Here is a 25,053-nt window from a genome sequence, read left to right on the forward strand (position 1 = left end):
AGGCTAATTTACTATAAATGGTGCGGAAGCAGCGAAATTCATTTTGCAGTAGTTTCCCGGCATTCATGGGAAGGAATGTTTTTAAAACTTTTGCTAGGAATTTTTTAGAAGTATGGTATACTGTATTTAATTTGTTACCCCATGAAAGAAGTAGGAGGTATTTTGAGTACGAAATGAAACACGAGGATCTGAAGTATCTGGCAGTAGCTTTGCCGGAGGATATTTTAAAAGAGAAGTGGAGCGGTCATTTTGATCGCGTGAGAGAAATTATTGCAAGACGTTTGGCGGGAGAACTGACTTATGATATGCGCTGCCGGCTGGAGTTGGAACTGACCAATCTAGAACATCTGGAAAAGTGTTACAACAGAACGGAAGCGGAAGCGCTAGCAATGGTGCAGGAGAGGATTCCATCTTTTACTGCGGAGGAACTTGATGAACTGCGCCTTGAGAATAAAGTGGATTTTATTTATTTGAATGGAGAAGTGCGCTACTTGAGAAGCTTCTGCAGTACGCTTTTTAAGGTATATCCTGAAATGGAAGAGCGTGAGGCTCGGGAAAAGGGCGACGCTTATGAAAAGCAGGCGGCGAGAGCCGAGGAAGTGGAGGCTGTTGACCAGCTCGTTGAGAATTTAGTGGATGGACAGGAAACTTCAGCGCATATTCATATTCGCCAGAAGGTCTGGATTAATGAAGATGCCTTGGAAGAAGGAAAGCCTGTGCGCATTCACGTGCCGCTTCCTGTGGAACGACAGCAGATGAAAAATGTGAAAGTGATAAGCGTAACACCGCAGCCGAAGGCAATGCCTTCTCTGGAAGACGGTCACCCCGTTGCATACTTTGAGGAAAAAGCGAAAGCCGGTCAGGTATTTTCTGTGGAGTATAGCTTGGATCATGTGACGCATTTTGTAGACCTTTCCTGGGAAGCCATTGAGAAACTGGGTGAGGAGAAAGGCGACATTCCAGCAGAGGAAGCCCAGTATCTCTGCGAGCAGCTGGCGCACATTCAGTTCACACCGTATCTGAGAGGCCTGGCAGAGAGTTTAAAAGATCCTTCGGGCGATCTGCTGAAAACGGCAAGACGCATTTATGATTATGTGACAACCAAAGTGACCTACCGCTTTGTCAGAGATTATGCGGCAATCGACAATCTTAGCGAATACTGCGCAGTGAATCTTCGCGGTGACTGTGGTATTCAGGCGCTTTTGTTTATTACACTTTGCAGAATTTGCGGCATACCGGCAAGATGGCAGTCCGGGCTTGACACGAAACCGGGTAGTTTAGGCCAGCATGACTGGGCGCTGTTCTATCTGCCGTCCAAAGGCTGGCTGGGTGCAGACCTGTCCTACGGCGGGAGTGCCTACAAAAAAGGCAAGATGAAGCGCTGGGATTATTTCTTTGGAAATGTTGATCCGTTCAGAGTGCCGATTAATGATTCTTTCCAGGCGGAAATGGTGCCAGTGAAGAAATTCCCTAGAGAAGATCCTTGCGACAATCAGTGCGGAGAGCTGGAATACGAAGATCGCGGTTTGTACGGAAGCGACTGGGGCTGTGATTACGAGGAAATTGATATTCATAGGATAAAATAAATACGTTGTTATAGATTATTTGAAAACTGCATGGACGGTAAATTACCGCTCATGCAGTTTTAGCTTTTGATTAAAGATGCCTAATATCTTAAAAACCACTTGAAAAAATATGTCGGAGGGGGGTATAATATATATAAATTTTATAAGGAGGTAAACTAATGGAACAAAAGAAAAAGAAATTTGCGGTGCCTCATGTATACATCCTGCTGCTAGCACTTATTTTGTTATGCAGTATCCTTACGTATATTATACCAGCAGGATCATATGACATGATGACACTGGAAGACGGAAGAGAAGTTGTCAATGCAGAGACTTTTCACAATGTCGATTCGACACCAGTGAGCTTTTTGCAGTTCTTGACCGCAGTACCCCGCGGTATGCAGGAGTCTGCACAGATCATCTTCTTCATCTTTATTGTTGGTGGAACTATGGCTGTAGTACAAGAAACCAGAGCGATTGAAGCCGGCATGGGAAGATTGATCAAGGCGCTGAAGGACAAGTCTATTATAATCATCCCGATTATTATGGTTCTGTTCTCCATCTGCGGATCCGTATTCGGTATGGCAGAAGAGACCATCCCGTTTATTCCGATCTTCGTATCACTGTGTATTGCCATGGGATTTGACTCTATCACAGGTGCGGCTATCGTGCTGTGTGGTGCCGGTGCAGGATTTGCAGGTGCCTTCATGAATCCGTTTACGATTCAGGTTGCACAGGGTATCGCAGGCCTGCCGCCGCTTTCAGCTATGGGTTTCAGAGTAGTTCTATACATCTGCTTCGTATTGCTGGCAGTCACATTCGTTATGAGATATGCATTGAAGATTAAGAAGAATCCGCAGCTCTCCAACATGCATGAATTTGACAAAACCAGAGAGGAATCTGTAGATCTCGATTCCTTACCGGAATTTGGCGGAAAGGAAAAAGCAATTTTGATTGTTTTTGTCGCTTCTATTATCATATTAGTCTACTGTGTCATTCAGTATGGTTGGTATATGGACGAGATTGCAGCGCTGTTCCTGTGCATGTCTTTCATTGTTGCGACAATTGCAGGAATGGGATTCAACAACTATGCAAATGTACTGGGAAAAGGCATGGCTGACATCGCTTCCGGCGCACTGGTTGTAGGCTTTGCAAGAGGTATTTTGGTCGTGATGAATGATGGACAGATTTTACATACGATTCTGCAGGCTGCTGCTTCTGGACTGAGCAAACTACCTTCGATGGTATCTGCTGTCGGAATGTACATTTTCCAGTGCCTACTCAACTTCATTGTTCCTTCAGGTTCCGGACAGGCTGCTGTTTCTATGCCGATTATGGCTCCTTTGGGTGATCTGGTAGGCGTAACAAGACAGACTGCTTGCCTCGCATTCCAGATGGGTGATGGTATCTCTAATATCTTCACACCAACCTCCGGCTATTTTATGGCTGGACTGGCTATTGCAAAAGTGCCTTGGAGCAAATGGGCTAAGTGGATTCTGCCTTTAATTGGATTAGAATATCTGTTAGGTGCAATTTTTATCGTCATTGCACAGGCAATGCAGTTAGGACCATTTTAAAAAATGTTTACAGAAGAAAGGGCATATTGGATGGTATGCCCTTTTTCCTAAGAGGAGATAAAATGAATTACAGTGAATTAAAAGAGAGAATTTTTTCTGAAATTGAAAAATATAGAGAAGAATTGACCGCACTGAATGACAATATCGCTGACAATCCTGAAATTTCCGGAGAGGAATATGAAACTTCTAAGAAAATCGTCAAACTATTGCAATCTCACGGTTATCAGGTGGAATATCCCTTCGCCGGGCGTGATACCGCTTTTAAGGGAATTTATGGGGAGAACCAGCATAAGCATAAGGTAGCAATTCTGACTGAATACGATGCTCTGCCTGAGATAGGACACGCCTGCGGACACTGCCTGTCAGGTTCGATTAGCATTCTTGCAGGTCTGGCAACGAAAGAGATGCAAGATGAGCTGGACACGGATATTCATATTATTGGCACACCTGTGGAGGAAACAGACGGGGCTAAGTGTCAGATGGCAGAAGATGGTGTTTTTGATGGGTACGATATGGCAATTATGGTACATCTGTACAATACCAGCCTGCTGACACCAAAATTACAGGGCTTGGCAGCTTACATGTACTGTTTCCATGGCAAAGCAGCTCACGCTTCAGCAGCACCGTGGGAGGGACAAAATGCGTTTAATGCAGCGCAGCTGATGTTCCACGCAGTAGATATGCTGCGTCAGCATAGTACACCGGATGCGCAGTTTCACGGCATCATTAGAAACGGAGGAGAAGCGCCGAATATTGTTCCGGAAGAGGTTACAGCAGAATTTCATATTCGTGCCCTGGATAAGCATTATCTGAAAAAGCTGATCGATAAGGTAGACGATTGTGCTGCAGGGGCGGCTATTGCGACCCAGACAACCTGGGAAAAATATCCTACGGCAGCCATCTATGATAATATGAAACCAAATCCTACCGGCGCAGCGGCTCTGGCTGAAATCTATGATGAGCTGGGAATTGAAGTAAACGGAGACCACGATAAAATCTTCGGATCCTCCGATGCTGGAAATGTCAGCTTTGCCTGCCCGGGTTTCCATCCTTGTCTGCAGATTGTTGATGAAAATATTCCGATTCATACCAGAGAATTTGCAGAGGCAATGAAAAGTGAGCGAGCCCATCAGGGTCTTGTAGTTGGAGCTAAAATTATCACACTGCAGATCGCAAAGATTTTCAGTGATAAAGAAAAGCTGAACGCTATGAAAGCGGATTTTGCGGAGAAGTAAATATGGGCTATGTATTGTTCTTTTTGCCGCCGGCACTGGCTCTAATCGCTTTTATTGCAGCAATTAAGAGAGGATTTAACAAGGCGGCATTTTTTGTATCTGCCGGTATTACTATGATCATCAACATGTTTGCGATACACAGTTTGACTTGGTATGGTCTTCTTTGTACATTGACTATACCCTTCGCAGGCATATACATCGTCATCTGCCTGGTGTTGTCTATTCAGGAGCATCGCAGCGGTCAGTAAACTTGAAAAAATACTGGATGAAAATAAAACCAATTGCATGACGATAGAAAAGTTGTATAAAGGTTATAAAGGCGTACACTTTAAATCTAAAAAAATTCATAGGAGGTGCTTGCGCATGTTGGACTTACTGATAAAGAATGGACAGTATCCGGATTTTGCGACCGGAGAGATGAGAAAAAGCAATATTGGTGTTGCTGACGGTAAGATTACCTATATCGGATCTGCGTGTCCGGAAGCTGCCAATGTCATCGATGCTTCTGGAAGTGTAGTTTCTCCTGGTTTTATAGATATTCATATGCACGAGGAGGATTTTAAGCAAGAAGGGGAAACCTATGTCATTGCACAGATGATGCTGAATATGGGAGTCACCACGGCGGTAGGCGGTAACTGCGGTATGCAGAAGCAGGACTTGGCTTACTTTAAAGAAGTTATCGATAGACTGGGCGGATGTCCGATTAATTATATTATGCTGGCAGGGTATAATACCTTCCGCTATCAGCTGAATGTCGGAAGATATGAGGCTGCGACAAAGGAGCAGAGAGAGCAGATCAGAACCTTACTTAGAAGAGAACTAAGCCATGGCGCATACGGTATTTCTTTTGGTATTGAATACGATCCCGGCATTACAACCGAGGAAGTTCTGTATGCTATCGGTTGTACCGACGATCCGAACCTGCTGGTATCTGCCCACTACAGGGAGGATTGTCTGCGGGATATCGAACCGATTTACGAGATGATTAAAATTGCAGATGCGATTCCGATGAAATTCCAGATCTCTCATTTGTCCAGTTGTTCCGCCATGGGGTTGATGCAGGAATCATTGGATGCTATTAACCAGGCAATGGAGAGGAACCCGAGGCTGGATTATGATACTTATCCGTATAATGCCTTTTCTACCCATATGGGATCTGCTGTTTTTGAGGACGGCTGCATTGAAGGCTGGCATAAGGATTACAGTGACATACTTCTAACGGACGATCCTTACAAGGATGTTCGCTGTGATAAAGAGACCTTTGAAAAAGTCCGGGAAGAATACCCTGACATGCTTGCGGTTGCATTTGTCATGAACGAAGAGGAAATTGCCGGCGCCATCGCCAATAAAAATGGAATGGTGGGCAGTGACGGCATTATCAATAACGGCAATGGTCATCCAAGAGCTGCTGGCACATTTCCGAGAGTGCTCGGAAAGTATGTCAGAGAAGACAAAGTTCTGCCGATGATTGATGCTATTCGAAAGATGACCTTAGAGCCGGCAAAGCGATTGAATCTGGATAATAAAGGGAGAATCGAAATCGGCTGTGATGCAGATTTGACAATATTTAATCCAGATACCGTCAAAGACGGCGCTACTTTTTCTGATTTGAATATTTTGCCGGAAGGCATCGAATACGTATTTATCAATGGAGAGAAAGCAGTGGATCATAAAATGGTTGTAAACGACAGACTAGGTACATTTATCAGCTATCAAAAGCATTGATAAAAATATAGGGTATTCATGTAATCTGCCCCTTTTTAGCGTTATATGCGATGAAAGGGGCGGATTTTTATTTGTGTAAATTTGGAAAGAAGGGATAGAATAAAGGGATTAAGTCTGTAAACTGGTGTAAATTAGAAAAATAAAAAAGAGCCACAAGTGTTCACCATTCGGTTAAAATATAAAAAACAAAACACGAATAACTAAATGGAGGTTCAATATGGCTCAACTTAATTTTGCACTAAATCAGGAGTTTTTGTAGGTCTTTTTTTAGTAGAGAAGAAGCTTTTGGAGAACTTATGGAATGTTTACTCAACCAGTTTCTTCAAGCAGAATATGCTGAAAAATTACAAGCCGGCACCTATGAGAAGTACTGAACGCACTGATTATCGAAACGGAATCCGCCCCAAAATACATTACCACCCGTATTGGTAAATTAAAAATGGAAGTTTCCCGCCATCGTTACAACGTATTTCACAGCAGCATGCTTGATAATTATCAACGTAACGAATAAGCATTTATCAAAACGATGATGGAAATGGTCGTGCAGGACTGGTTGCGGCAATCCGAAAGGTATTTTAAACGGCAGGCAGGCAATGCTGCCAGTCCGGGTTGGAAACCTGTCTGACAGCGTTTTTTGTGCGTAAATTTTGAGTTTTTTAGAAAAATATGCAGGAATGTGTGCATATTTTTGATGCTTTTTCAAGAAATATGCATAGCGGGCACCAAGACAACACTAAATCTATTTTCGGCTTTCTAAAATCATCAGCCCTTTGTCGGTCAGGGACATGCCGTACTTTCCATGGGTTGCAGAAATTAGCCCCTGCTCAGCTAGCATGGAAATATATTTGCGGATTTTGTATTCGGATATGCCGTAGCCGGCATCATGGAGAAACCAGTAAATTCGGCTTCTGCCAGCAATTTCGCTTCTTTGGTTAATTTCCCGAATGGCAGACAAAATAAGCTTAGAGATATCATCAGTTTTTTCAGCAGAAGCAAAGTGGAATCCGCTTTCAGCAGTGGAGGCACTATCATAGGGAAAATCCTCGGGCGTGATGGTATCGCTTTCGCAGACCGCAAGAGTAAATTTAATGGTGGCAAAAAGCTCGCGAATATTGCCCTGCCACTCCCTTTGCATCAGAGCCTCCATGGCAAGAGGCGTGATTTCCTTGTTGATGCAGAACAGGGTGTTCATCCAGTGGGTAACGAGAAGGGGAATATCTTCCTTATGCTGAGAAAGGGGCGGTAGATAAAGATAGCCTTCTTTTAAGCGGTAGAACAAATCTTTACGAAAAGTTTTTTCTGCAGTCATTTCTTCTAAGTTGCAATTGGTGGCGGCAATGATACGGACGTCGACGGGGAAGTGACGCTTGCCGCCGGTTTTTATGATTTCGCCAGTCTGCATGATTTGAAGAATCTGGGCTTGCACTTTCAGGGAGGCTTCGTCTATTTCATCGAGGAAAATGCTGCCGCCTTCTGCCAGCTGAAAAAGCCCGATTGTGCCGTCTTCTTCGCAGCCAAAAAGTTCTGTCTCGATTTGGGCGTCAGACAGCGCAGCAAAGTTGATGGAAACAAAAGGTGCACCTTGTCTTGCGGAAGCGTGGTGAATTGCGCTTGCAAAGATAGACTTTCCGGTTCCGCTGTCGCCCTCAATGAGAACAGACATATCTGTGGCAGCAATTTTTTCGGCGGTAGATTTCACCTTGGAAATGCAAGGACTTTGCCCAATAATGTCTCGGAATTTATATTTTGCATAGCAATTAGGTCCGCAAAGAGCGGTGCGCACTGCCTTGGAAGTTTTGCCCGCTTCGTTGGCAGCATCGGAGATTCGTCTTGCAAAGATTAAGAGGTCGTCCAGATACTGCTTTGCGTAGGATTGCAGGTTGGATTCCAGCAAATGATAGGAATCCATAATTTGTATGATGGTGGAAAAATCGAAAATTTTTGCGCCGATATTGTAGACGTTTTCAACGCCGGCAGGCACGTGAATCATGGCATCGGCAGTAATCGCGATAGGCCTTGCTTTTGCGGAAAAATCGCAGTCTGGTGAGTATGGTACGAACTGATAAAAGTTAAAGCCGCTTCTCTGCAAATCGCTGATGACTTCCTCGGCGGAAGTGCGGGATTCCATGACGACGAGGATTTCCCGATCGCGAGGCAGGAAAAGAATCTTGTCCAGCTTGTGGCTGGTAATGGTACGGCTGCCGACTAAAGTTTCTTCCAGATAATCCGAAAGCCCACTGTCAAGAAATTGCTGGTAAACTTTTTCGCCGGAAAAAACACCAAAGTACTGTCCGCTAAGGACAGTAGAATCTCCTGCGGAGACATTGTATAAGGTGATAGAAATTTCTTTTGGAAGAAAAGACCGAAGTTGTTCCTCTAAAGTGCGTAATGTGAAGAAGTGGTCTGCAACTAATAGCAGACGGGGATTCGTTTTGAAAGCCATAGTAACTCCTTTTGCATTTTGATTGCGGCGACGCCGATTCAATTACATGCGTTCATTATACCATAGCTATGGAGAGGTGAATATGAATTTTAAATTATTCTTCTGGAAAAATTAAAAAAATTAACTGAAAGTAGCGGCATTCTTAAAAAATCAAGTACTTTTTTTGAAGTATTGCAATTGGGGCGCCTGCTATATAGAATAAAGAAAAAATTCCAAAAGAAAGATGGGGAAATAAAATCGTGAGCAATAAAAAAGAATTTACCGGTGCACAGAAAATGATTTGTCAGATTTTGGATCCGGGCAGCTTTATGGAAATCGGAGAGGCGGTTACTGCAAGACTGACCGATTTTTATACGCCGGATACGCAGGACAAACCATCTGATGGTGTTATCACAGGATACGGCACCATCGACGGACAGCTGGTTTATATATTCAGTCAGGATGTGGAAGTGCTGGGCGGCACTTATGGTGAAATGCATGGACAGAAAATCAACAGGCTCTATCAGCTTGCTATGAAAGCAAAAGCACCGATTATTGGGCTTTTGGACTGTCATGGGTTCCGTATTGAAGAAGGTCTTGACAGTCTGGACAAATTTGCAAGACTTTATGCTTTACAGGCGCAGGCTTCAGATTTGATTCCTCAGATTATGGCGGTAGTCGGTATGTGTGGCGGCGGCATGTCCATCGCAGCAAACATGGCGGACTTCGTCTTTGTTGAAAAAGAACACGGACAGCTTTTCGTAAATTCGGCAAGTTCCATCGACCGCAGTTTTGACGAAATTGTAGACCAGGCGGACTTCACTGACGCAAGTATGAGCTTTGATGAAATAAAGGACTCCATTCGGACGCTGGTACACACGCTGATTCCGGCGAATACAGAAAGAAAGCCGCGGCAGAAGCCTTGCAACGACGATTTGAACAGACTTTGTCCGAATCTGGCTGGGCTGAGTGGTGACGGCAGAGCGATTTTGAAGGAGATATCCGATAACGGCTTTTTCTTTGAAACCAGAAGAGACTGCGGCGAGGATATGGTAACCGGATTTATCATGCTGGACGGTATAGTAATCGGTGCGATTGCAAACCAGAAATCCAAGGCAGGTATGAGAAGAATCAGTGCTGAAGGCTTTGATAAGGCGGCAACTTTTATAGAACTGTGCGATAAATTCTCCTTCCCGATTTTGACCCTAACCGATACAGAAGGCTTCGACACATCGGAGGAACAGGAAATCTATCTGCCGAAGGCAGCCGGTCGAATGATTAGGGCTCTGACGAAGGCGAAGGCGCCGAAAGTAAATCTGATTACAGGAGAAATTTACGGAAGCGCTTACAGTATCATGAACAGTAAAGGACTGGGTGCTGACTATGTATTTATGTGGGACGGCGCAAAAGTAAACCTGATTAATGCAAAACAGGCCGTTGAAATTCTTTACCCACAGGCAGATTCCACGATGATAGAGCAGCGCATTGCTGACTATGAGAAGAGCCATAGCGGGGCAAGAGCACTGGCAAGACATGATTATGTCGATAAAGTAATTGACCCGGCGGACAGCAGAAAATATCTGGTTGGCGCTTTTGAGACCTTTGCTAATTTGTATTAGGGAGGCAGTCAATGACAATTACAGAAATATTATCGAAAGCGGGAATGAATACGCTGCTTGGTATGGGCACCGTATTCGTCATGCTGGTTTTAATCAGCTGCATTATTTCCCTGTTCAAGTTCATACCGCAGCCGGGTGCCTCTAAGAAACAGAAAGAAGAGGCGGCAAAGACGGATGCAGCAAGCAGTCCTGCAACTGCTGCAGACGGCAAAGATGACGGCGCTTTAATTGCAGTCATTACGGCGGCTATTGCAGCAGCAAAAGCCGCAGAAAATGGCGGAGCATCTTTTGAGAATGAAGCCGATGGCGCATATATTGTTCGATCTATAAAGAGAAGAGGAAAGTAAGAGAGGAAAACTATGGAAACATATATCATTAAAGTCAATGGAGTGACATACGAGGTAGAAGTAGAGAAAAAGGGGGCGGGAGCACCTGCCGCGCAGCCAGCAGCGTCTGCTGCTGCGCCTGCACCTGCTGCGCCTGTGCAGACAGCCGCTGCCGAAGGTGAGGGTGAAGCTGTTACTACAGGAACTGCAGGAAAGGTATGGAAAATCTCTGCGAAAGTGGGCGATAACCTGAAAAAAGGTGATACTATTCTGATTCTGGAAGCGATGAAGATGGAAATTCCAGTAGTAGCGCCAAAAGACGGTCAGCTCACCTCCATTACCGCTGCAGAGGGAGACAGCGTAGAATCCGGACAGAGTGTAGCAACCATTGCATAAACTTAGGGGAAAAACATGGAATATATTATCACAACTTTAGGAAATTTAATCCATCAGACTGCCTTTTTCGATTTGACCATAGGCAATCTGCTAATGCTTGCGGTTGCATGTGGATTCTTATACTTAGCGATTGCCAAGCAGTACGAACCGCTTCTGCTGCTGCCGATTTCCTTCGGCATGCTGCTTGTCAATATTTATCCTCCCATCATGGAAGAGGGAGGACTGCTCCACTACTTTTATCTGCTAGATGAGTGGACGATTTTGCCATCACTCATTTTCCTGGGCGTTGGCGCAATGACAGACTTCGGGCCGCTGATTGCAAACCCAAAGAGTTTTCTGCTTGGTGCGGCGGCACAATTTGGAATCTTTGGCGCATACATGCTCGCCATGCTTATCGGATTTAACGATATGGCGGCAGCGGCAATCGCTATTATTGGCGGAGCCGACGGCCCGACTTCTATATTTTTAGCGATGAAACTGCACCAGACTGACATTATGGGGCCTATTGCCGTAGCAGCATATTCCTATATGTCACTGGTTCCGATCATCCAGCCTCCTATTATGCGAGCTTTGACCACAAAGGAAGAGCGTTCCATTAAAATGGAACAGCTTCGTCCGGTCTCCAAAAGAGAGAAAATTCTTTTTCCTATTGTGGTTACCATCGTAGTGTGCGGCCTTCTGCCGTCCACTACGCCGCTCGTAGGTATGCTGATGCTGGGAAATCTCTTTAGAGAAAGCGGCGTTGTAAGACAGCTGACTGACACAGCGTCCAATGCACTGATGTATATCGTCGTTATATTGCTTGGAACTTCCGTGGGAGCAACCACCAGCGCAGAGGCTTTCCTCAACTGGAGCACGCTGAAAATCGTGGGCATAGGGCTTGCAGCCTTCTGCTTTGGTACAGCAGCTGGCGTACTCTTTGGAAAACTGATGTGTAAGATTTCCGGCGGTAAAATCAACCCGCTCATCGGCTCCGCAGGAGTTTCCGCTGTGCCGATGGCAGCCCGCGTATCCCAGAAAGTCGGCGCAGAAGATGATCCGACCAACTTCCTGCTGATGCACGCTATGGGGCCTAACGTGGCAGGCGTAATCGGCACTGCTGTTGCTGCAGGCGTATTTATGGCAATCTTCGGCGTATAAAGGAGTAATAACATGAATAATAAAAAGTTAAAAATAACCGAGACCGTTTTGAGAGACGCACATCAGTCTCTCATAGCAACAAGAATGAAAACAGAGGATATGATTCCAATTCTGGAAAAGATGGATCAGGTTGGATATCACTCTATTGAATGCTGGGGTGGTGCGACTTACGATGCTTCTCTTCGGTTCTTAAATGAGGACCCGTGGCAGCGCCTTAGAACGCTGCGTCGCAGACTTAAAAACAGTAAACTACAGATGCTGTTTCGCGGACAGAATATCCTCGGATATAGACATTATGCTGATGATGTAGTGGAATACTTTGTACAGAAATCCATTGCAAACGGCATTGATATTTTGCGAATTTTTGACGCATTTAACGACTTGCGCAATGTGGAGACAGCTGTGCGTGCCGCAAAAAAAGAAGGCGGCAATGTGCAGCTTGCAATGTCTTACACTACTGGCAGTGCGTACACACTAGATTATTGGAAAAAACTCGCCTCAGATATGGAAAGCCTGGGTGCAGATTCTATCTGCATCAAGGATATGGCAGGCATTTTAACCCCGGATATGGCTGACCGCCTGGTAAGAGAACTGAAAACCCAGGTGAAAGTTCCCATCTCTCTGCACAGTCACTGCACTAGCGGCGTTGCACCGATTACTTATGTAAAAGGTGTAGAAGCTGGCTGCGATGTGATTGATACAGCAATTTCCCCATTCTCTATGGGAACCAGTCAGCCGGCAACCGAGGTTATGGTGGCAACTTTTGCAGGAACACCTTACGACACAGGACTTGATCAAAATCTTTTGGCAGAGATTGCAGACTATTTCAGACCTCTTCGTGACAGTTCCATTGCCAGCGGACTTCTTGATCCGAAAATGCTGACAGTTGATGTAAAGACGCTGCTTTATCAGGTGCCGGGTGGCATGCTGTCCAATCTGGTTTCTCAGCTGAAGGAACAGGGGGCAGAAGATAGATTTTATGAAGTGCTGGAAGAAATTCCAAGGGTGCGTGCCGATCTCGGCGAACCGCCGCTGGTAACGCCGTCCTCACAGATTGTGGGAACCCAGGCGGTGCTCAACGTGCTGACCGGCGAGCGCTATAAAATCATGTCTCAGGAAACGAAGGCAATCCTACGTGGTGAATATGGTAAGACTGTAAAGCCGTTTAATCCGGAAGTGCAGAAAAAGGCTATTGGTGATGCCGAGCCGATTACCTGCCGTCCGGCGGATTTGCTGGAACCAGAGCTGGAAACTTTGGAAAAAGAAATTTCCGTGTTTAAAACGCAGGACGAAGATGTACTGTCTTACGCACTGTTTCCGAAGGTGGCAACGGAGTACTTCAAATACAGAGACGCAAAGGCGCATAAAATCGATCCGGATAAATATGATTTGACAAACAGAGCCTATCCGGTATAACATAGAAAGCAAATAATAAAGATAGAAATTTTTAGGAGGTATGTGCGAAATGATTATGGCACAGCAAAACGGAAGAAAAACCATCGGAGCGCCAGATAAGCTTTTCGGAGTTTCTTCCAAAGCAAAAGCAAGAATTGCAGAAAAAGGAAAAGAGAACGTAATCGATTCCACCATCGGTGTACTGCTTAACGATGAAGGAAAGTTGGTTGTGCTGGAGTCGGTTATGGAATGTATCCGCAGTCTGCAGCCGGAAGACTATGCAGCTTACGCACCGATTCTGGGATTGCCTGAATATAGAGAAGCAGTAAAAAAGGCTGTTTTCCTAGACGATATGCCGGAGGGGGTATTCGTAGAAAGCTGTTATACGCCGGGCGGTACCGGTTCCATCAGAAATGCCATTTCCGCATATACAGCTTTCGGAGATAAAATTTTGGTCAGTGATTGGCACTGGAATCCATATAATCTGATAGCATCAGAAATCGGCCGCAGCGTTTCTACTTATCGTCTTTTCAATGAAAAACTGAAATTTGACAGCAAGTCTTTTGAGACAGAACTTGCCGCTATTTTAGCAGAGCAGGATGAAACGCTGATTATCATCAATACACCAGCGCACAACCCAACTGGCTATACTTTCACGGAGGAAGACTGGAATCAGGTGCTGGCTGTGCTTGATACGTATGAAGGTAAAGGTAAGAAGATTGCACTCCTTGTTGATATCGCATATCTGGATTTCTCCGGTGACGCAGTAGAATATAGATTTTTCTTAAAGAAACTGGCAGGTCTTCCTGCGCACATTCTGCCGCTGATTGCATTCAGTGCTTCCAAAGGCTATACAATGTACGGCATGCGCTGCGGCGCGCTCCTTTGCATGGCGCAGACTGCTGAAGTTGCAAAGGAATTTGTGGATGTGATGAGCGTGGAATGCAGAGCATCCTGGTCTAACGGCAACAGAGCTGCTATGAAGGTGCTGGCAAATATCGTGGAAGACCCAGCGTTGATGGCGAAGGTGACTGAAGAAAGAGAACATTATCTGCAGATTCTCAGAAGACGCGGCGCCATTTTTATGGAAGAGGCAGAAAAAGCAGGTCTGACTGCCTGCCCGTATGACAGTGGATTTTTCATCACAATTCCTTGTGAGAAACCGGAGGCAGCAGGAGAACTGCTGCAGGAAATGGATATTTTCTGTATTCCAATGGGCAGAGGAATTCGTGTTTCCGTGGCTTCCAACACAGAAGACGAATGCAGAGTAATGCCTGCAAAAATTAAAGAAGCAATCACCAAAGCATAATAATAGTTCCTAATAATCAAAAAGCAGAACCTAAAAAGTTTTTTAACTTTTGGGTTCTGTTTTTTGTGGAGTTGTGGTATAGTTAGTATTGAAATTTGACGAAGGCAGGGTTTTATGAGAAACTTAGACGATATCGATATCAAGATTTTAAATCAGCTTAGAAAAAATGCACGCACGCCGATGAAGGAACTGTCAGCTCTGGTATATCTGACAACGCCGGCGGTTTCTGCCCGAATTGATAAATTGGAAAAGGACGGATATATTAAAGGATATCACGCCCATTTGGATTTGGAGAAACTGGGCTACGGAATCAAGGCGTTTATCATGATTACTGTGGAGCCGGAGGACTGCCCGAAATTCTATGATTTTGTCAAGTCAGAAAAGAGCGTGTTGGAATGCAACCACATCACAGGTCCCTATTCTATGATTTTGAAGGTAGTGTTTTCCTCCACCAGCCTTTTGGACGAGTTCCTTGGCAAACTGCAGGTTTTCGGGAAGACCGAAACCCAGGTGGTATTTTCCACCGCCTTGGAGAGACATTAGAGCAGACTTGAATTGAGGCGAAAGCATGAAAAATCAATATCTTACAAGAATTTTAGCGGCACATCTCTTGGAGTTAAAGGCGCTGGTTCAGAGATATAACCAGAGTGGAAAAGGAAGTAAACTTGAAGAACCAACTTTTTTGATGGTTCTTACGAGGGGGGAGTTTGCATATCAGAGAAAAGACGGTGTATATGTGGTACCTGTTGGGTGTTTGAGAGACTGAGAGCAGGTTACAATAGCGCTGATAAAACAGCCTTTGTGCAATATAAAGTGAAGAATTACAAATTGCATATTTTCGAGAAAAATCTCCGAAATATGCACGATACTCTACATATTTTTTGAAAAAATCCTCAAAATATGTACAAATAAGCTGCTGGATGAAAATTTTACTGTTCTTTCGGCAGCTTTTTCGGTTTTTATAAGACAAATATGCATATTAAAGGCATTTTCTTTAAAAATATGCATACGGTTGTGCATATTATCGACATAATTCTTCAAAATATGCATAGAGACAGATTCTACAGTCTTGCAGTGTAGGAGAGACGTGGAGACTGAGTGAAAGGAAAGAAACGGCCGGAGCATTTAGCTCCGGCTGTTAATTTGCATTAATCTACATCAATCTATTTTCTTATAAACCCATTCCAGCACATCGCCGTCCTGCAGGACATAGTCGCCGGCAGAATCGGCGCACAGCTGTCCGTTGACTTTGTACTGCCAGATTCTGTTCGGATGAAAATCCCCATTGTTTAGGTCATTAATGCCTACGATTGTTCCATCGGTAGTTTCTACATTAACTGACATGTCGTTGACGTTGCAGTAAATCTGAATTGCCTCCAACACAGAGGAATTTTCTTCGATTTTAAAAGCAGTGGTTTCGATGTCAGGGAGTTCCGATTTTTTTGGATAGTCAATGCTGATGGTGATTGTAATCGGATGGATAATTTCTGCAGTGTCGCCTTTATTTTCGCAGCTGGTTGTGCATAAGACAGCAGCAAACAAAGTCAGACACAGGGTCAAACAGATAAATTTACTCTTGTTCATGAAGTCTCCTTTGGGATTGCCCTATGGATTTAGTGTTATTATCTATATTCTACCACAAAACTCCTAAATTTATAAGCGCATTGTGACTAGAAGGTCATACATTTCGTTATCGCAGGCAGTTTCCAGATCGTAGACCACTTGGCTGTCGACAATTGTCATAGAAGCATGCATGGAAGAAAAGTACTGCACACTTTTTTCAAATGGATTTTCTGAAAAGACAGTGAAGTCAGCACGTTTTCCTTGCTCGATACTGCCGTACTCTTTGCCGCAGCCCAAAAGCTCGGCAGCGCCGACAGTCAGCATGTCGACTGCTTCAGAAACACTTCCTACATGGGAATAAACAGACTGATTCAGGCAGTCCGTAGACCAGGTAGTCAGGAATCCTTCCTCTGTAGAATTTACTTCAGAATTAGAAACCGCATTGTCCGCCGCCAGCACCAGGGTGTTATGCTTGCAGCCCTTTGAGCGCAGGAAAACAAAGGCAGCACGGGCTTTTTCTATAGAAGTCTGATCCAGTGCGTCCAAGTGAATATTGTAGCCTTTATCGCAGACTGCCTGACAGATGGTCTTCAGCGCATCCTCTGAGAAAAAGGCGAGATTTTCGTCGTCGCAGACTTCCAGCTTCAGGAAGTCATAGGTAATCAGGTTGTCCAGCTCAATGCATGCGGTTTTTCCGGCGGTCAGCTTGTGTAAAATCAGTTCCGGTGCAATAGGGCGGTTGATGTAGAGACTGGAAAACAGCCGCTGTTTGACAGGTATACTCTCACCGATGAGGGCAACCAGACAGTCCCGATAAAGGTGCTGGAAATAGTCTGGGGTATTGAGCGGAAAGATTGAAGTAATGCCTCTGTCGCAGAGTGCGCCAGAGGACGCAATCACCGCAGCCTCCACCTCTTCAAAATCGAGAGGACTCAGCACGCTTAGCACATAGTCTGCAGAAATGTACTGCATGCCGTCTTCCTCCGCAGATTCGCTGACCATATCCATTGCCAGAGAGTTGAACCAGCAGTGCACACCACTGGTTCCAAGAAGCAGCACCGGCTTGTCCTGCGTAATCTCGTCCAAAAGTCCCTGCACTTCCTCAGCTTCTTCATAGTCAGCGAGAATGTTTTCGTTGTAGCCGTATGCAAAGATGATATCGCGATCCGTATTTTCAGCATAAGCGGCGACTTCCTCTAAAACAGTGTCCAGATCCCATACCGGGTCGATTTCCAGATACATGTCCTCAAAAGCTTTCAGGATATCCGTATTGTGTACCTCCATGAAACCCGGGAACAAGTACTGCTCTTTTAAGTCAATGACCTGGGTGTCGGAAGATACAATTTCGTCCATCCCCTCAAAATCGCCTACGGCGAGGACTTTGCCGTCTTTGCAGGCAACAGCGCTTGCCCACGGAAACGCGGGGTCCTGGGTATAGACGTGTCCGTTCATATAGATAATATCTGCGGTATGTTTTTTCTTAAATAATCCAAATGCCATGTGCAACCTCCAGAAGAATGGTATATAACCAGTTTACCACAAAATCATTTTATGGTAAACTGGAACTATGAAAATTGAAACATTTGAAAAGACAATTGACATGCCGACTTATATCGAAGGCTACGTCAATGTGGAGGAATTTTTAGAATGCTGTAAAGTCTGCGGAAATTATGACAGAAAATGGTCTTGCCCATCCTATGACTTTGACCCGGTAGAAGACTACTGGAAACAATTTGACACCTTGCATGTCGTTGGAAAGAAAATGATTCTTGCAGAGGAGGAAAAAGATGACTGGGAGAATCTGATGACTGAGGTGAAGAAGGCGTTAACAGCAGAACTTTTCGCAGCAGAAGAAAGGCAGCCGGGCAGCAGATCCCTAAGTGCAGGAAGCTGTCATATTTGCGGTGAGGATAACTGCAGCAAACCCCTTGGACAGCCGTGTCGCTTTCCGGAAAAAATGCGCTATTCAGTGGAATCCCTTGGCGGCAATGTAGGACTGACTGCAAGCAAGCTGCTGGGAATCAATCTGCAGTGGATTGAAGAGGGGAAAGTGCCAGACTACTTCGTGCTGGTCGGAGGTCTGCTTTGCAAAGGAGAGTATAACGGTAATGAGGCTTAAACAGGCTAATGAAGTGGATTTAGGGCAGACGTCTGTAGGGCGTCTGCTGTTTGTGCTGGCTGTTCCTGCCATTACATCTCAGGTAGTTAATGCACTTTATAACATGGTGGACAGAATGTATATCGGGCATATTCCGGGTGAGGGCGCTGCAGCGCTGACAGGTGTGGGGATTTGTTTTCCGATTATCATGATTGTATCGGCTTTTGCCTATTTGATGGGCATGGGCGGTGCGCCCCGCGCCAGCATTTTTATGGGGAAACAGGATAATATCACAGCGGAGAAAATTTTGGGCAACTGTTTTTCTGCCCTTTTGATGACTGCGGCGGTGCTGACCGCAGTGGTGCTGATGTTTAAAGAGCCGCTTTTGCTTCTCTTTGGCGCTAGTGAGAACACCATAGACTATGCGCAGCAGTACATCACCATTTATGCGCTGGGAACCGTGTTTGTACAGGCGACGTTAGGCCTTAACGCCTTTATCTCGGCGCAGGGCTTTGCGAAGATCAGCATGATGACTGTTGTCATCGGCGCTGTAACGAATATTGTATTGGATCCGATTTTCATTTTCGGACTGCATATGGGCGTGCGAGGTGCAGCAACTGCAACGGTAATATCCCAGGCTATCAGCGCCCTATGGGCATATCGATTTTTGCGGGGGAAAAAGACGGTGCTGCGTCTAAAGAGAGAATATCTGAAGCCAGAAAAATCAATTTTGCTGCCGTGTGTCGCACTTGGCATTGCACCTTTTGTGATGATGTCTACAGAAAGTCTTCTGACCTTATGTTTCAATACGTCGCTGCTGAAATATGGAGGAGATATAGCCGTTGGCTCTATGACGATTCTATCCAGCGTTATGCAGTTTTCTATGCTGCCTATGCAGGGGTTGACGCAGGGCGGCCAGCCGATTATCAGTTACAGCTTTGGCGCAAAAAATATGACCAGACTGAAGCAGGCGGTTAAACTGCAGACGGTCAGCTGCTTTGTATATGCGGCAATAATTTGGCTTTTGGCGGAACTGGTGCCTTCTGTCTTTGCGGGAATATTCACCGATGATCCGCAGCTGGTAGAATTTACAACATGGGCGCTGCGCATTTATATGGCGACCTCTCTTTTAATGGGGTTGCAGATTTCCTGCCAGCAGTCGTTTATTGCTTTTGGAAATGCGAAAATTAGTGCATTTTTGGCGATTTTTAGAAAGATTATCGTATTGATTCCGCTGATTTTCCTGCTGCCGGTATTCTTTATGGACAAGGTTTTTGCCGTATTTTTGGCAGAACCGGTGGCGGATGCAATCGCCGTAGCGGCGACAGTTACATTATTTTTGCGGGAAATGCGCCGTATGCTGCGAGATGATCCGGAGAATTAAGGTTTTTTTAAGAATTTCATTATGTTTTTTATAAAGGGAATTTTGTAAAGTAATGACAGGATATGGAGGAGGTTAAACTGACATGGATGCAGAGACCATTTTAATTGTAGATGATAACAGGGAAATTGTTGACTCTCTGGGGAAGCTTTTGAAACTGGAGGGATATTTCATTCTTACAGCCTATGATGGAATGGAGGCGCTAGAGGTCCTTGAAAAAAATCCGGTGGATCTGATTCTGCTGGATGTCATGATGCCGCGGCTGAACGGACTTTCTGCGCTGATGAAAATCAGGGAGAATCATAAGATTCCCTGTATCATTTTGTCAGCGAAGACGGAAGAAAGCGATAAGGTGTCCGGCTTGATTCTGGGAGCAGATGATTATATCAGCAAGCCGTATAATGCGGCAGAACTCATTGCCCGTGTAAAGGCACAGCTGCGCCGTTACCACATGTGGGGCGGCGGCAGTCCTAAATCTGACGAGGATAAAGTTGTCAACGGCGGGCTGGTTTTGGACAGACGCCAGAAGAACGTCATCGTGGAGGGCGAGGAGGTTAAGCTGACGGCGACGGAGTACAAAATCCTCAAACTGCTGATGGAAAACGCCGGAAGAGTTTTTCCTGCCGAACAAATCTATGAAAACGTTTGGGGTGAAGAGGCGACCTTTGCTGTGGAAAACACCGTCATGGTACACATCAGACATATCCGGGAAAAAATTGAAATTGATACGAAAAATCCAAGATACATAAAGGTGGTGTGGGGAATTGGATACAAAATGGAAAAGTTCAATTAAAAAAGTAAAGGGAGTATTGAAAGAAAATCGTAAGCTTTTTTTTGGAATCGTCCTGGCAATTATCGGTATCTTCACGGCAGTGCTCATACTGCACTATCTGGGGCGTCTGACAACTAAGGAGGTTTGGACAATCGGAATTGTGGGGTATTTTCCCATGGCAGGTGCGATGGCGCTGTTAATTCCTGAGGCGCTTTCGCGCATTTATCGGAGCTGGATTCCGCAAAACGGTGACTTTTATCAGGAATGGAAACAGAAGCAAAGGCAGCAGCAAAAAATTCTTCTGACCATATTTGTTGTACTCCTTATAGTTGCGCTGCTGTTTTATCGCTTTCAGCAGATGACATCGTATTACTATTATTATTACGCGAATCTGGCGACTAGCTACTATCTGATTGGGACGGTCATTTTGCTCTATATGCTGTGTAAGGTTCACGTGGAAAAATTTATGCGAGGGCGCCTTGATATGATGATGGAAAAGGTAACTGATATCAACAAGGCAAGGCTTTTGGAGGCCATCGAACTGGAGCGTAAGAGTCTGGAAAAAGAGGCGAAGAGCGAGCAGCTGAAGGTAGATCTGATCTCCAATGTATCTCACGATTTAAAAACGCCGCTGACTTCTATGGTGGGATATTTGGAGCTTTTGAAAAAAGAAGAACTGGATGATGTGGCGAGGGATTACGTGGACGTAATTTCTGACAAAGCGCAAAAGCTGAAGGAAATGATAGAAAGTCTCTTCTCTTTGGCGAAAGCCAGCAGTGGCAATATCCAGATTAACCTAGAGCCGGTGGAAATCAACATGCTAATTAAGCAGATTTTTGCTGATATGGACAGTCAAATTCAGGAGAGCGGGCTGTACTTTGTTACTTCCATGACTGAGGAAGACACACACCTGACGACGGACAATTTGCACATGTACCGTATCTGCCAAAATTTGATTGAGAATGCACTGAAATATTCCGCAAAAGGAACGAGAGTTTTTGTACGAACCTATTTTGCAGACAGGGCTACAGAGAGAAGACTTTGCCTGGAAATTACCAATACTGCGGGCTACTTTATGGACTTCAATGCGGAGGATATTGTGGAGCGGTTTGCCCGCGGTGATAAAGCTCGTTCCAGCGAGGGGAACGGACTGGGACTTGCTATTGTCAGCACCTATGCAGGTGCGCTTGGAGGGGCTTTTGACATTAACATCGACTGTGACCAGTTCAAAGCGACTTTGAGCTTTCCTGTTGAAGAGGTACAGTGAAAAAACGAGATAAAAATGCACCATTTTAAGCGAAAACGAGCTAATGGTGCATTTGAATTTTTTGAATCAATGATGCACATTGCGCACTTTAACATGATTATTTTGCAAAGAGAGGCGTGGACAGATACCTGTCGCCCGTATCTGGAAGAATGGCGACGATAGTCTTTCCCTCGTTTTCCGGACGTTTTGCAAGGGTTACAGCAGCATGAAGGGCAGCACCGGAGGAAATGCCAACCAGGATTCCTTCTCTGCTTGCGATAAGGCGACCTGCGTGAAAGGCGTTATCGTCTGATACGGTAATGATTTCATCATAGACTTGGGTGTCCAGTACCTCCGGAACAAAGCCGGCGCCGATTCCTTGAATTTTATGGGAGCCGGCAGCGCCGGTGGATAAAACTGCTGAAGAAGCAGGTTCAACAGCGACCACATTGATGGCGGGATTCTGCTCTTTCAAATATTGACCAGCTCCGGTAATGGTGCCGCCGGTGCCGACTCCTGCTACGAAGATATCAACCTGTCCATCGGTGTCTTCAAAAATTTCGGGTCCGGTAGTTTCATGATGAATCTTTGGATTAGCAGGATTCACGAACTGACCGGCAATGAAACTATTTGGAATAGTTTCTGCAAGTTCTTTCGCTTTTGCGATAGCGCCTTTCATGCCTTTTGCGCCTTCTGTCAGCACCAGCTCTGCGCCATAAGCCTGCATGAGCTGCCTGCGTTCAATGGACATAGTTTCTGGCATTACAATGATAATGCGGTAACCTCTTGCGGCAGCAACAGCTGCAAGCCCGATACCGGTATTGCCAGAGGTAGGTTCAATAATGACTGAATTTGGATGCAGTTTTCCGGACCGTTCAGCGTCATCAATCATGGCTTTGGCAATGCGGTCCTTGACTGAACCGGCAGGGTTGAAATACTCCAGTTTTACCAGGACTTTTGCTTTTAAATTCAGTGCACTTTCAATATTCTTAAGCTCTAAAAGCGGTGTGCCGCCGATGAGTTGGTCGGCGGAAGTGTATATCTTTGACATGTTAAAGCCCCTTTCTGTTTGTTTTATGGGAATATCATACAACTATAAACCTATTTTGTCAATAGGTAAATAGGAAAAATCGCCGGCGTTTGCTCAAGTTTTCTTTTACAGCTGTCGATATTGACAAATTATGCTCATCTGCGTGTTTTTGTCAATTTAGTGTCTTAAAATGACCGGAAAACCCTCTGTTTTCTTCGTGCTTGTTGACAAAAATACAAAAAATTCAAGGATTTGTCAATGTTTCTCTATGTCACCTATTTGTTAGAAATTTTTTATGGATTTGCCGTAGAAAACAGACTGGCGCCCTTGAAAAAACCTAAAAACTTGTAGTATAATAGGTTTAACCCAAAAGGAGGCGCACTATGATTTCTACGAAAGGCAGATATGCACTGCGAGTAATGATTGACCTTGCAGAGCAGAATACGGATAAATTTATACCACTGGACGAAATTGCCATGAGGCAGGGAATTTCCAAAAAGTACCTTGAAATTATTTTAAAGGTGTTGGTCAAGGAAAAACTCCTTGTCGGTGCTCGCGGCAAGGGCGGCGGCTATAAGCTGACCCGCAGACCGCAGGAATACACCGTTGGAGAGATTTTAGAACTGGCGGAAGGAACGCTGGCAACTGTAGCGTGTTTGCAGAAAGGAGCGGAAAGCTGCCCGCAAAGGAGCAAATGCAAAACGCTGCCGATGTGGCAGCGCTTTGACGATATGGTATATGATTTTTTCTTCCATATTACTTTGCAAGATTTAGTCGAAGGTTTTTTTAAGGACTAGCTGTTTAGCTGGTCTTTTTCTTCTTCATAGCGAAGAATACTAAAATGATGATGGCGATTGCGGCAACAGCGATACCTCCGATGAGAAGCGGGCTGATGGGCTTTTTTAAATCATCGGCAGTTAGTCCTTCGGTCTGTTCGTAAAGAGCAATTGTGTCAATGAAGTCACCCTGCAGGATTCGTCCATCGCCGTTATCCAGTTCATCTCCACCCATGACAACGGTATACCACACCAGACCGTCTTTTTCCATACAGCTGGACAGACACCAGCCGGCAGCAGGGGTATAGCCAGTTTTGATACCTGTTACGTACTGAGAATAAGGGCTTTCGTAACGGTCGTCGGGATACTTTACGTAGTTGGTAGTGTAGTAGTCAAAGCCTTTTTCTCTCACGTTGGAAGCAGGAACTGCACCGTCTTCCATAGCGACGATTTCGCGGAATTTATCAAACTGCATTGCGTATTCGCAGATTTTTACCATGTCGCGCGGCGTGGTGTAATGATCGCTGGAAGATAGCCCGACAGGATCTTTGAAATTGGTATTTTTGCAGCCGATTTCTTTTGCTTTTGCGTTCATCATGTCGACGAATTCGGAGAAAGTATCGCACAGTTCGAAGGCGAAGGCGGTAGCGGCTTCGTTTCCTGATGGAATCAGCAGGTATTTCATGCACTCCTCGTAAGAGATGACTTCGCCGGCGAGGAGGTGCCTCTGCGGTTCCATGTAACTGCAGTAGTAGTGTCTGACGGCGTTTTTGTTTACTGTAAGCTCGCCTTCGAGATTAGGGTTTTGTTCCAGAACCAAAATGGCGGTCATAACTTTAGTCATGCTGGCGGGTGGGAGCTGCATATCTGCATTTTTCTCACAGACAACAGTTCCTGTCGTTGCTTCGTACAAAATGCCCGCTTTGGAATTTTTGATGACGTCTTCGCCGGTAATTTCGCTAGCAAAGGTGTGTTGGCTGCCTGAGAGGAGCGCAAAAGCAGTGAAGAGTGCAATCAAAAGGACTGCGTAAAGTTTTTTTTCTACGTTGGTCATAGTTGAGTTCCCTTTCGTAAATTTAATGGTTTCTATTTAAATATTTATACGTGGACAAAGCTACATGGCGTCATTGGAATGAGCAAGAAAGTCAAGACCGGTTTCGGTAATTTTTGTGCCAAGACGACCTTTTCCGACTTCGATATACCCCTTTTCCTGCAGTGCAGCCAATTCGCTGCGCAATCTAAAATCGCTGATTTTTATGTTTCGCTGGCTCAGACTTTGAATCAGTGCAACTCTGCCAATGCCGTGAGAGAGCTGCGTGTGGTCTCGGATTTCCTTTAAAATAGCGAGATTGATGCTGACACCGGACAGCCTCAGTGGAATTCCGTTACCGTTCTGCTGGCTAATCTGAGGAGGTAAAGCAGAAAGTGTCTGATAATAGGTCGCTATATTTTCAAGTTCTCTGATATTACCGGGCCAG

General features: G+C 45.1%; 23 protein-coding genes and 1 pseudogene. 18 read left to right on the forward strand and 6 right to left on the reverse strand.

Going from position 1 to position 25,053, the window contains the following annotated elements:
* Positions 1-173: 173 nt before the first annotated feature.
* The 5 genes from D1151_RS14450 (at position 174) to D1151_RS14470 (ending at position 6,102) form a co-directional block, all read left to right on the forward strand.
* On the forward strand, positions 174-1,586 hold the full coding sequence (locus D1151_RS14450; RefSeq protein WP_161909362.1) for a transglutaminase family protein: 1,413 nt from the start codon (positions 174-176) through the stop codon (positions 1,584-1,586).
* Between the two features lie 158 nt (positions 1,587-1,744).
* Positions 1,745-3,142, forward strand: coding sequence for a YfcC family protein (locus D1151_RS14455; RefSeq protein ID WP_161909363.1), 1,398 nt, complete (start codon positions 1,745-1,747; stop codon positions 3,140-3,142).
* A 62-nt stretch (positions 3,143-3,204) separates the two neighbouring features.
* Positions 3,205-4,377: a M20 family metallopeptidase gene (locus tag D1151_RS14460; RefSeq protein ID WP_161909364.1), complete on the forward strand. Its 1,173-nt coding sequence runs from the start codon at positions 3,205-3,207 to the stop codon at positions 4,375-4,377.
* Between the two features lie 2 nt (positions 4,378-4,379).
* Positions 4,380-4,625, forward strand: coding sequence for a hypothetical protein (locus D1151_RS14465; RefSeq protein ID WP_160200924.1), 246 nt, complete (start codon positions 4,380-4,382; stop codon positions 4,623-4,625).
* Between the two features lie 115 nt (positions 4,626-4,740).
* A complete protein-coding gene (locus tag D1151_RS14470; protein WP_160200923.1) occupies positions 4,741-6,102 on the forward strand; it encodes an amidohydrolase family protein in 1,362 nt (453 codons plus the stop codon).
* A 739-nt stretch (positions 6,103-6,841) separates the two neighbouring features.
* On the opposite strand, the gene D1151_RS14475 is transcribed toward D1151_RS14470, so the two are convergent.
* Complete coding sequence (locus tag D1151_RS14475; RefSeq protein WP_161909365.1) at positions 6,842-8,545, reverse strand: sigma 54-interacting transcriptional regulator; 1,704 nt, start codon at positions 8,543-8,545, stop codon at positions 6,842-6,844.
* A 239-nt stretch (positions 8,546-8,784) separates the two neighbouring features.
* Between D1151_RS14475 and D1151_RS14480 the strand changes: the two genes are divergently transcribed.
* The 8 genes from D1151_RS14480 to D1151_RS14515 all read left to right on the forward strand — a co-directional run bounded on the left by D1151_RS14480 (position 8,785) and on the right by D1151_RS14515 (position 15,475).
* Positions 8,785-10,143, forward strand: coding sequence for a carboxyl transferase domain-containing protein (locus D1151_RS14480; protein WP_161909366.1), 1,359 nt, complete (start codon positions 8,785-8,787; stop codon positions 10,141-10,143).
* An 11-nt stretch (positions 10,144-10,154) separates the two neighbouring features.
* A complete protein-coding gene (locus tag D1151_RS14485; protein ID WP_160200920.1) occupies positions 10,155-10,490 on the forward strand; it encodes an OadG family protein in 336 nt (111 codons plus the stop codon).
* A 12-nt stretch (positions 10,491-10,502) separates the two neighbouring features.
* On the forward strand, positions 10,503-10,865 hold the full coding sequence (locus tag D1151_RS14490; RefSeq protein ID WP_160200919.1) for a biotin/lipoyl-containing protein: 363 nt from the start codon (positions 10,503-10,505) through the stop codon (positions 10,863-10,865).
* A gap of 15 nt (positions 10,866-10,880) precedes the next feature.
* Positions 10,881-12,005, forward strand: coding sequence for a sodium ion-translocating decarboxylase subunit beta (locus D1151_RS14495; protein ID WP_161909367.1), 1,125 nt, complete (start codon positions 10,881-10,883; stop codon positions 12,003-12,005).
* Between the two features lie 12 nt (positions 12,006-12,017).
* Complete coding sequence (locus tag D1151_RS14500) at positions 12,018-13,421, forward strand: oxaloacetate decarboxylase subunit alpha (RefSeq protein ID WP_160200917.1); 1,404 nt, start codon at positions 12,018-12,020, stop codon at positions 13,419-13,421.
* Between the two features lie 49 nt (positions 13,422-13,470).
* A complete protein-coding gene (locus tag D1151_RS14505) occupies positions 13,471-14,709 on the forward strand; it encodes a pyridoxal phosphate-dependent aminotransferase (RefSeq protein ID WP_160200916.1) in 1,239 nt (412 codons plus the stop codon).
* Between the two features lie 114 nt (positions 14,710-14,823).
* The gene (locus D1151_RS14510; RefSeq protein ID WP_161909368.1) at positions 14,824-15,252 is read left to right on the forward strand and encodes an Lrp/AsnC family transcriptional regulator; all 429 of its coding nucleotides are present in this window, start codon (positions 14,824-14,826) and stop codon (positions 15,250-15,252) included.
* A gap of 25 nt (positions 15,253-15,277) precedes the next feature.
* Positions 15,278-15,475 carry a hypothetical protein gene (locus tag D1151_RS14515; RefSeq protein ID WP_160200914.1) on the forward strand — a complete coding sequence of 66 codons (198 nt, stop codon included), beginning with the start codon at positions 15,278-15,280 and terminating at the stop codon, positions 15,473-15,475.
* Between the two features lie 392 nt (positions 15,476-15,867).
* Here the strand turns inward: D1151_RS14515 and D1151_RS14520 are convergent, their stop codons facing one another.
* A complete protein-coding gene (locus D1151_RS14520; RefSeq protein WP_160200913.1) occupies positions 15,868-16,293 on the reverse strand; it encodes a DUF4430 domain-containing protein in 426 nt (141 codons plus the stop codon).
* Between the two features lie 69 nt (positions 16,294-16,362).
* Positions 16,363-17,772: an amidohydrolase family protein gene (locus D1151_RS14525; protein WP_161909369.1), complete on the reverse strand. Its 1,410-nt coding sequence runs from the start codon at positions 17,770-17,772 to the stop codon at positions 16,363-16,365.
* A 67-nt stretch (positions 17,773-17,839) separates the two neighbouring features.
* Between D1151_RS14525 and D1151_RS14530 the strand changes: the two genes are divergently transcribed.
* The 4 genes from D1151_RS14530 to D1151_RS14545 all read left to right on the forward strand — a co-directional run bounded on the left by D1151_RS14530 (position 17,840) and on the right by D1151_RS14545 (position 21,790).
* Entirely contained in the window at positions 17,840-18,391 is a 552-nt protein-coding gene (locus D1151_RS14530; protein WP_161909370.1) for a DUF2284 domain-containing protein, read from the forward strand.
* A complete protein-coding gene (locus tag D1151_RS14535) occupies positions 18,381-19,754 on the forward strand; it encodes an MATE family efflux transporter (RefSeq protein ID WP_161909371.1) in 1,374 nt (457 codons plus the stop codon). Before D1151_RS14530 ends, D1151_RS14535 begins: the two co-directional genes overlap by 11 nt.
* 82 nt (positions 19,755-19,836) lie before the next feature.
* Positions 19,837-20,544 (forward strand): response regulator transcription factor, encoded by a 708-nt coding sequence (locus D1151_RS14540; protein WP_160200909.1) that lies wholly within the window; start codon positions 19,837-19,839, stop codon positions 20,542-20,544.
* The gene (locus D1151_RS14545) at positions 20,516-21,790 is read left to right on the forward strand and encodes a sensor histidine kinase KdpD (RefSeq protein WP_243151227.1); all 1,275 of its coding nucleotides are present in this window, start codon (positions 20,516-20,518) and stop codon (positions 21,788-21,790) included. The genes D1151_RS14540 and D1151_RS14545 overlap by 29 nt, the downstream gene beginning before the upstream one ends.
* Before the next feature lie 97 nt (positions 21,791-21,887).
* Here D1151_RS14545 and cysK read toward each other — a convergent pair whose 3' ends face one another.
* Positions 21,888-22,820 (reverse strand): cysteine synthase A, encoded by a 933-nt coding sequence (gene cysK, locus D1151_RS14550; protein WP_161909372.1) that lies wholly within the window; start codon positions 22,818-22,820, stop codon positions 21,888-21,890.
* Positions 22,821-23,182: 362 nt separating this feature from the next.
* Between cysK and D1151_RS14555 the strand changes: the two genes are divergently transcribed.
* On the forward strand, positions 23,183-23,596 hold the full coding sequence (locus D1151_RS14555) for an Rrf2 family transcriptional regulator (protein ID WP_160200907.1): 414 nt from the start codon (positions 23,183-23,185) through the stop codon (positions 23,594-23,596).
* Between the two features lie 4 nt (positions 23,597-23,600).
* Here the strand turns inward: D1151_RS14555 and D1151_RS14560 are convergent, their stop codons facing one another.
* Positions 23,601-24,629 (reverse strand): D-alanyl-D-alanine carboxypeptidase family protein, encoded by a 1,029-nt coding sequence (locus tag D1151_RS14560; RefSeq protein WP_161909373.1) that lies wholly within the window; start codon positions 24,627-24,629, stop codon positions 23,601-23,603.
* A 60-nt stretch (positions 24,630-24,689) separates the two neighbouring features.
* Positions 24,690-25,053 (reverse strand): annotated as a pseudogene (locus tag D1151_RS14565) (winged-helix domain-containing protein); the annotation flags it as partial.

Origin of the sequence: Emergencia sp. 1XD21-10 (assembly GCF_009936045.1) — a bacterium.
Lineage (GTDB): Bacteria > Bacillota > Clostridia > Peptostreptococcales > Anaerovoracaceae > Senimuribacter > Senimuribacter intestinalis.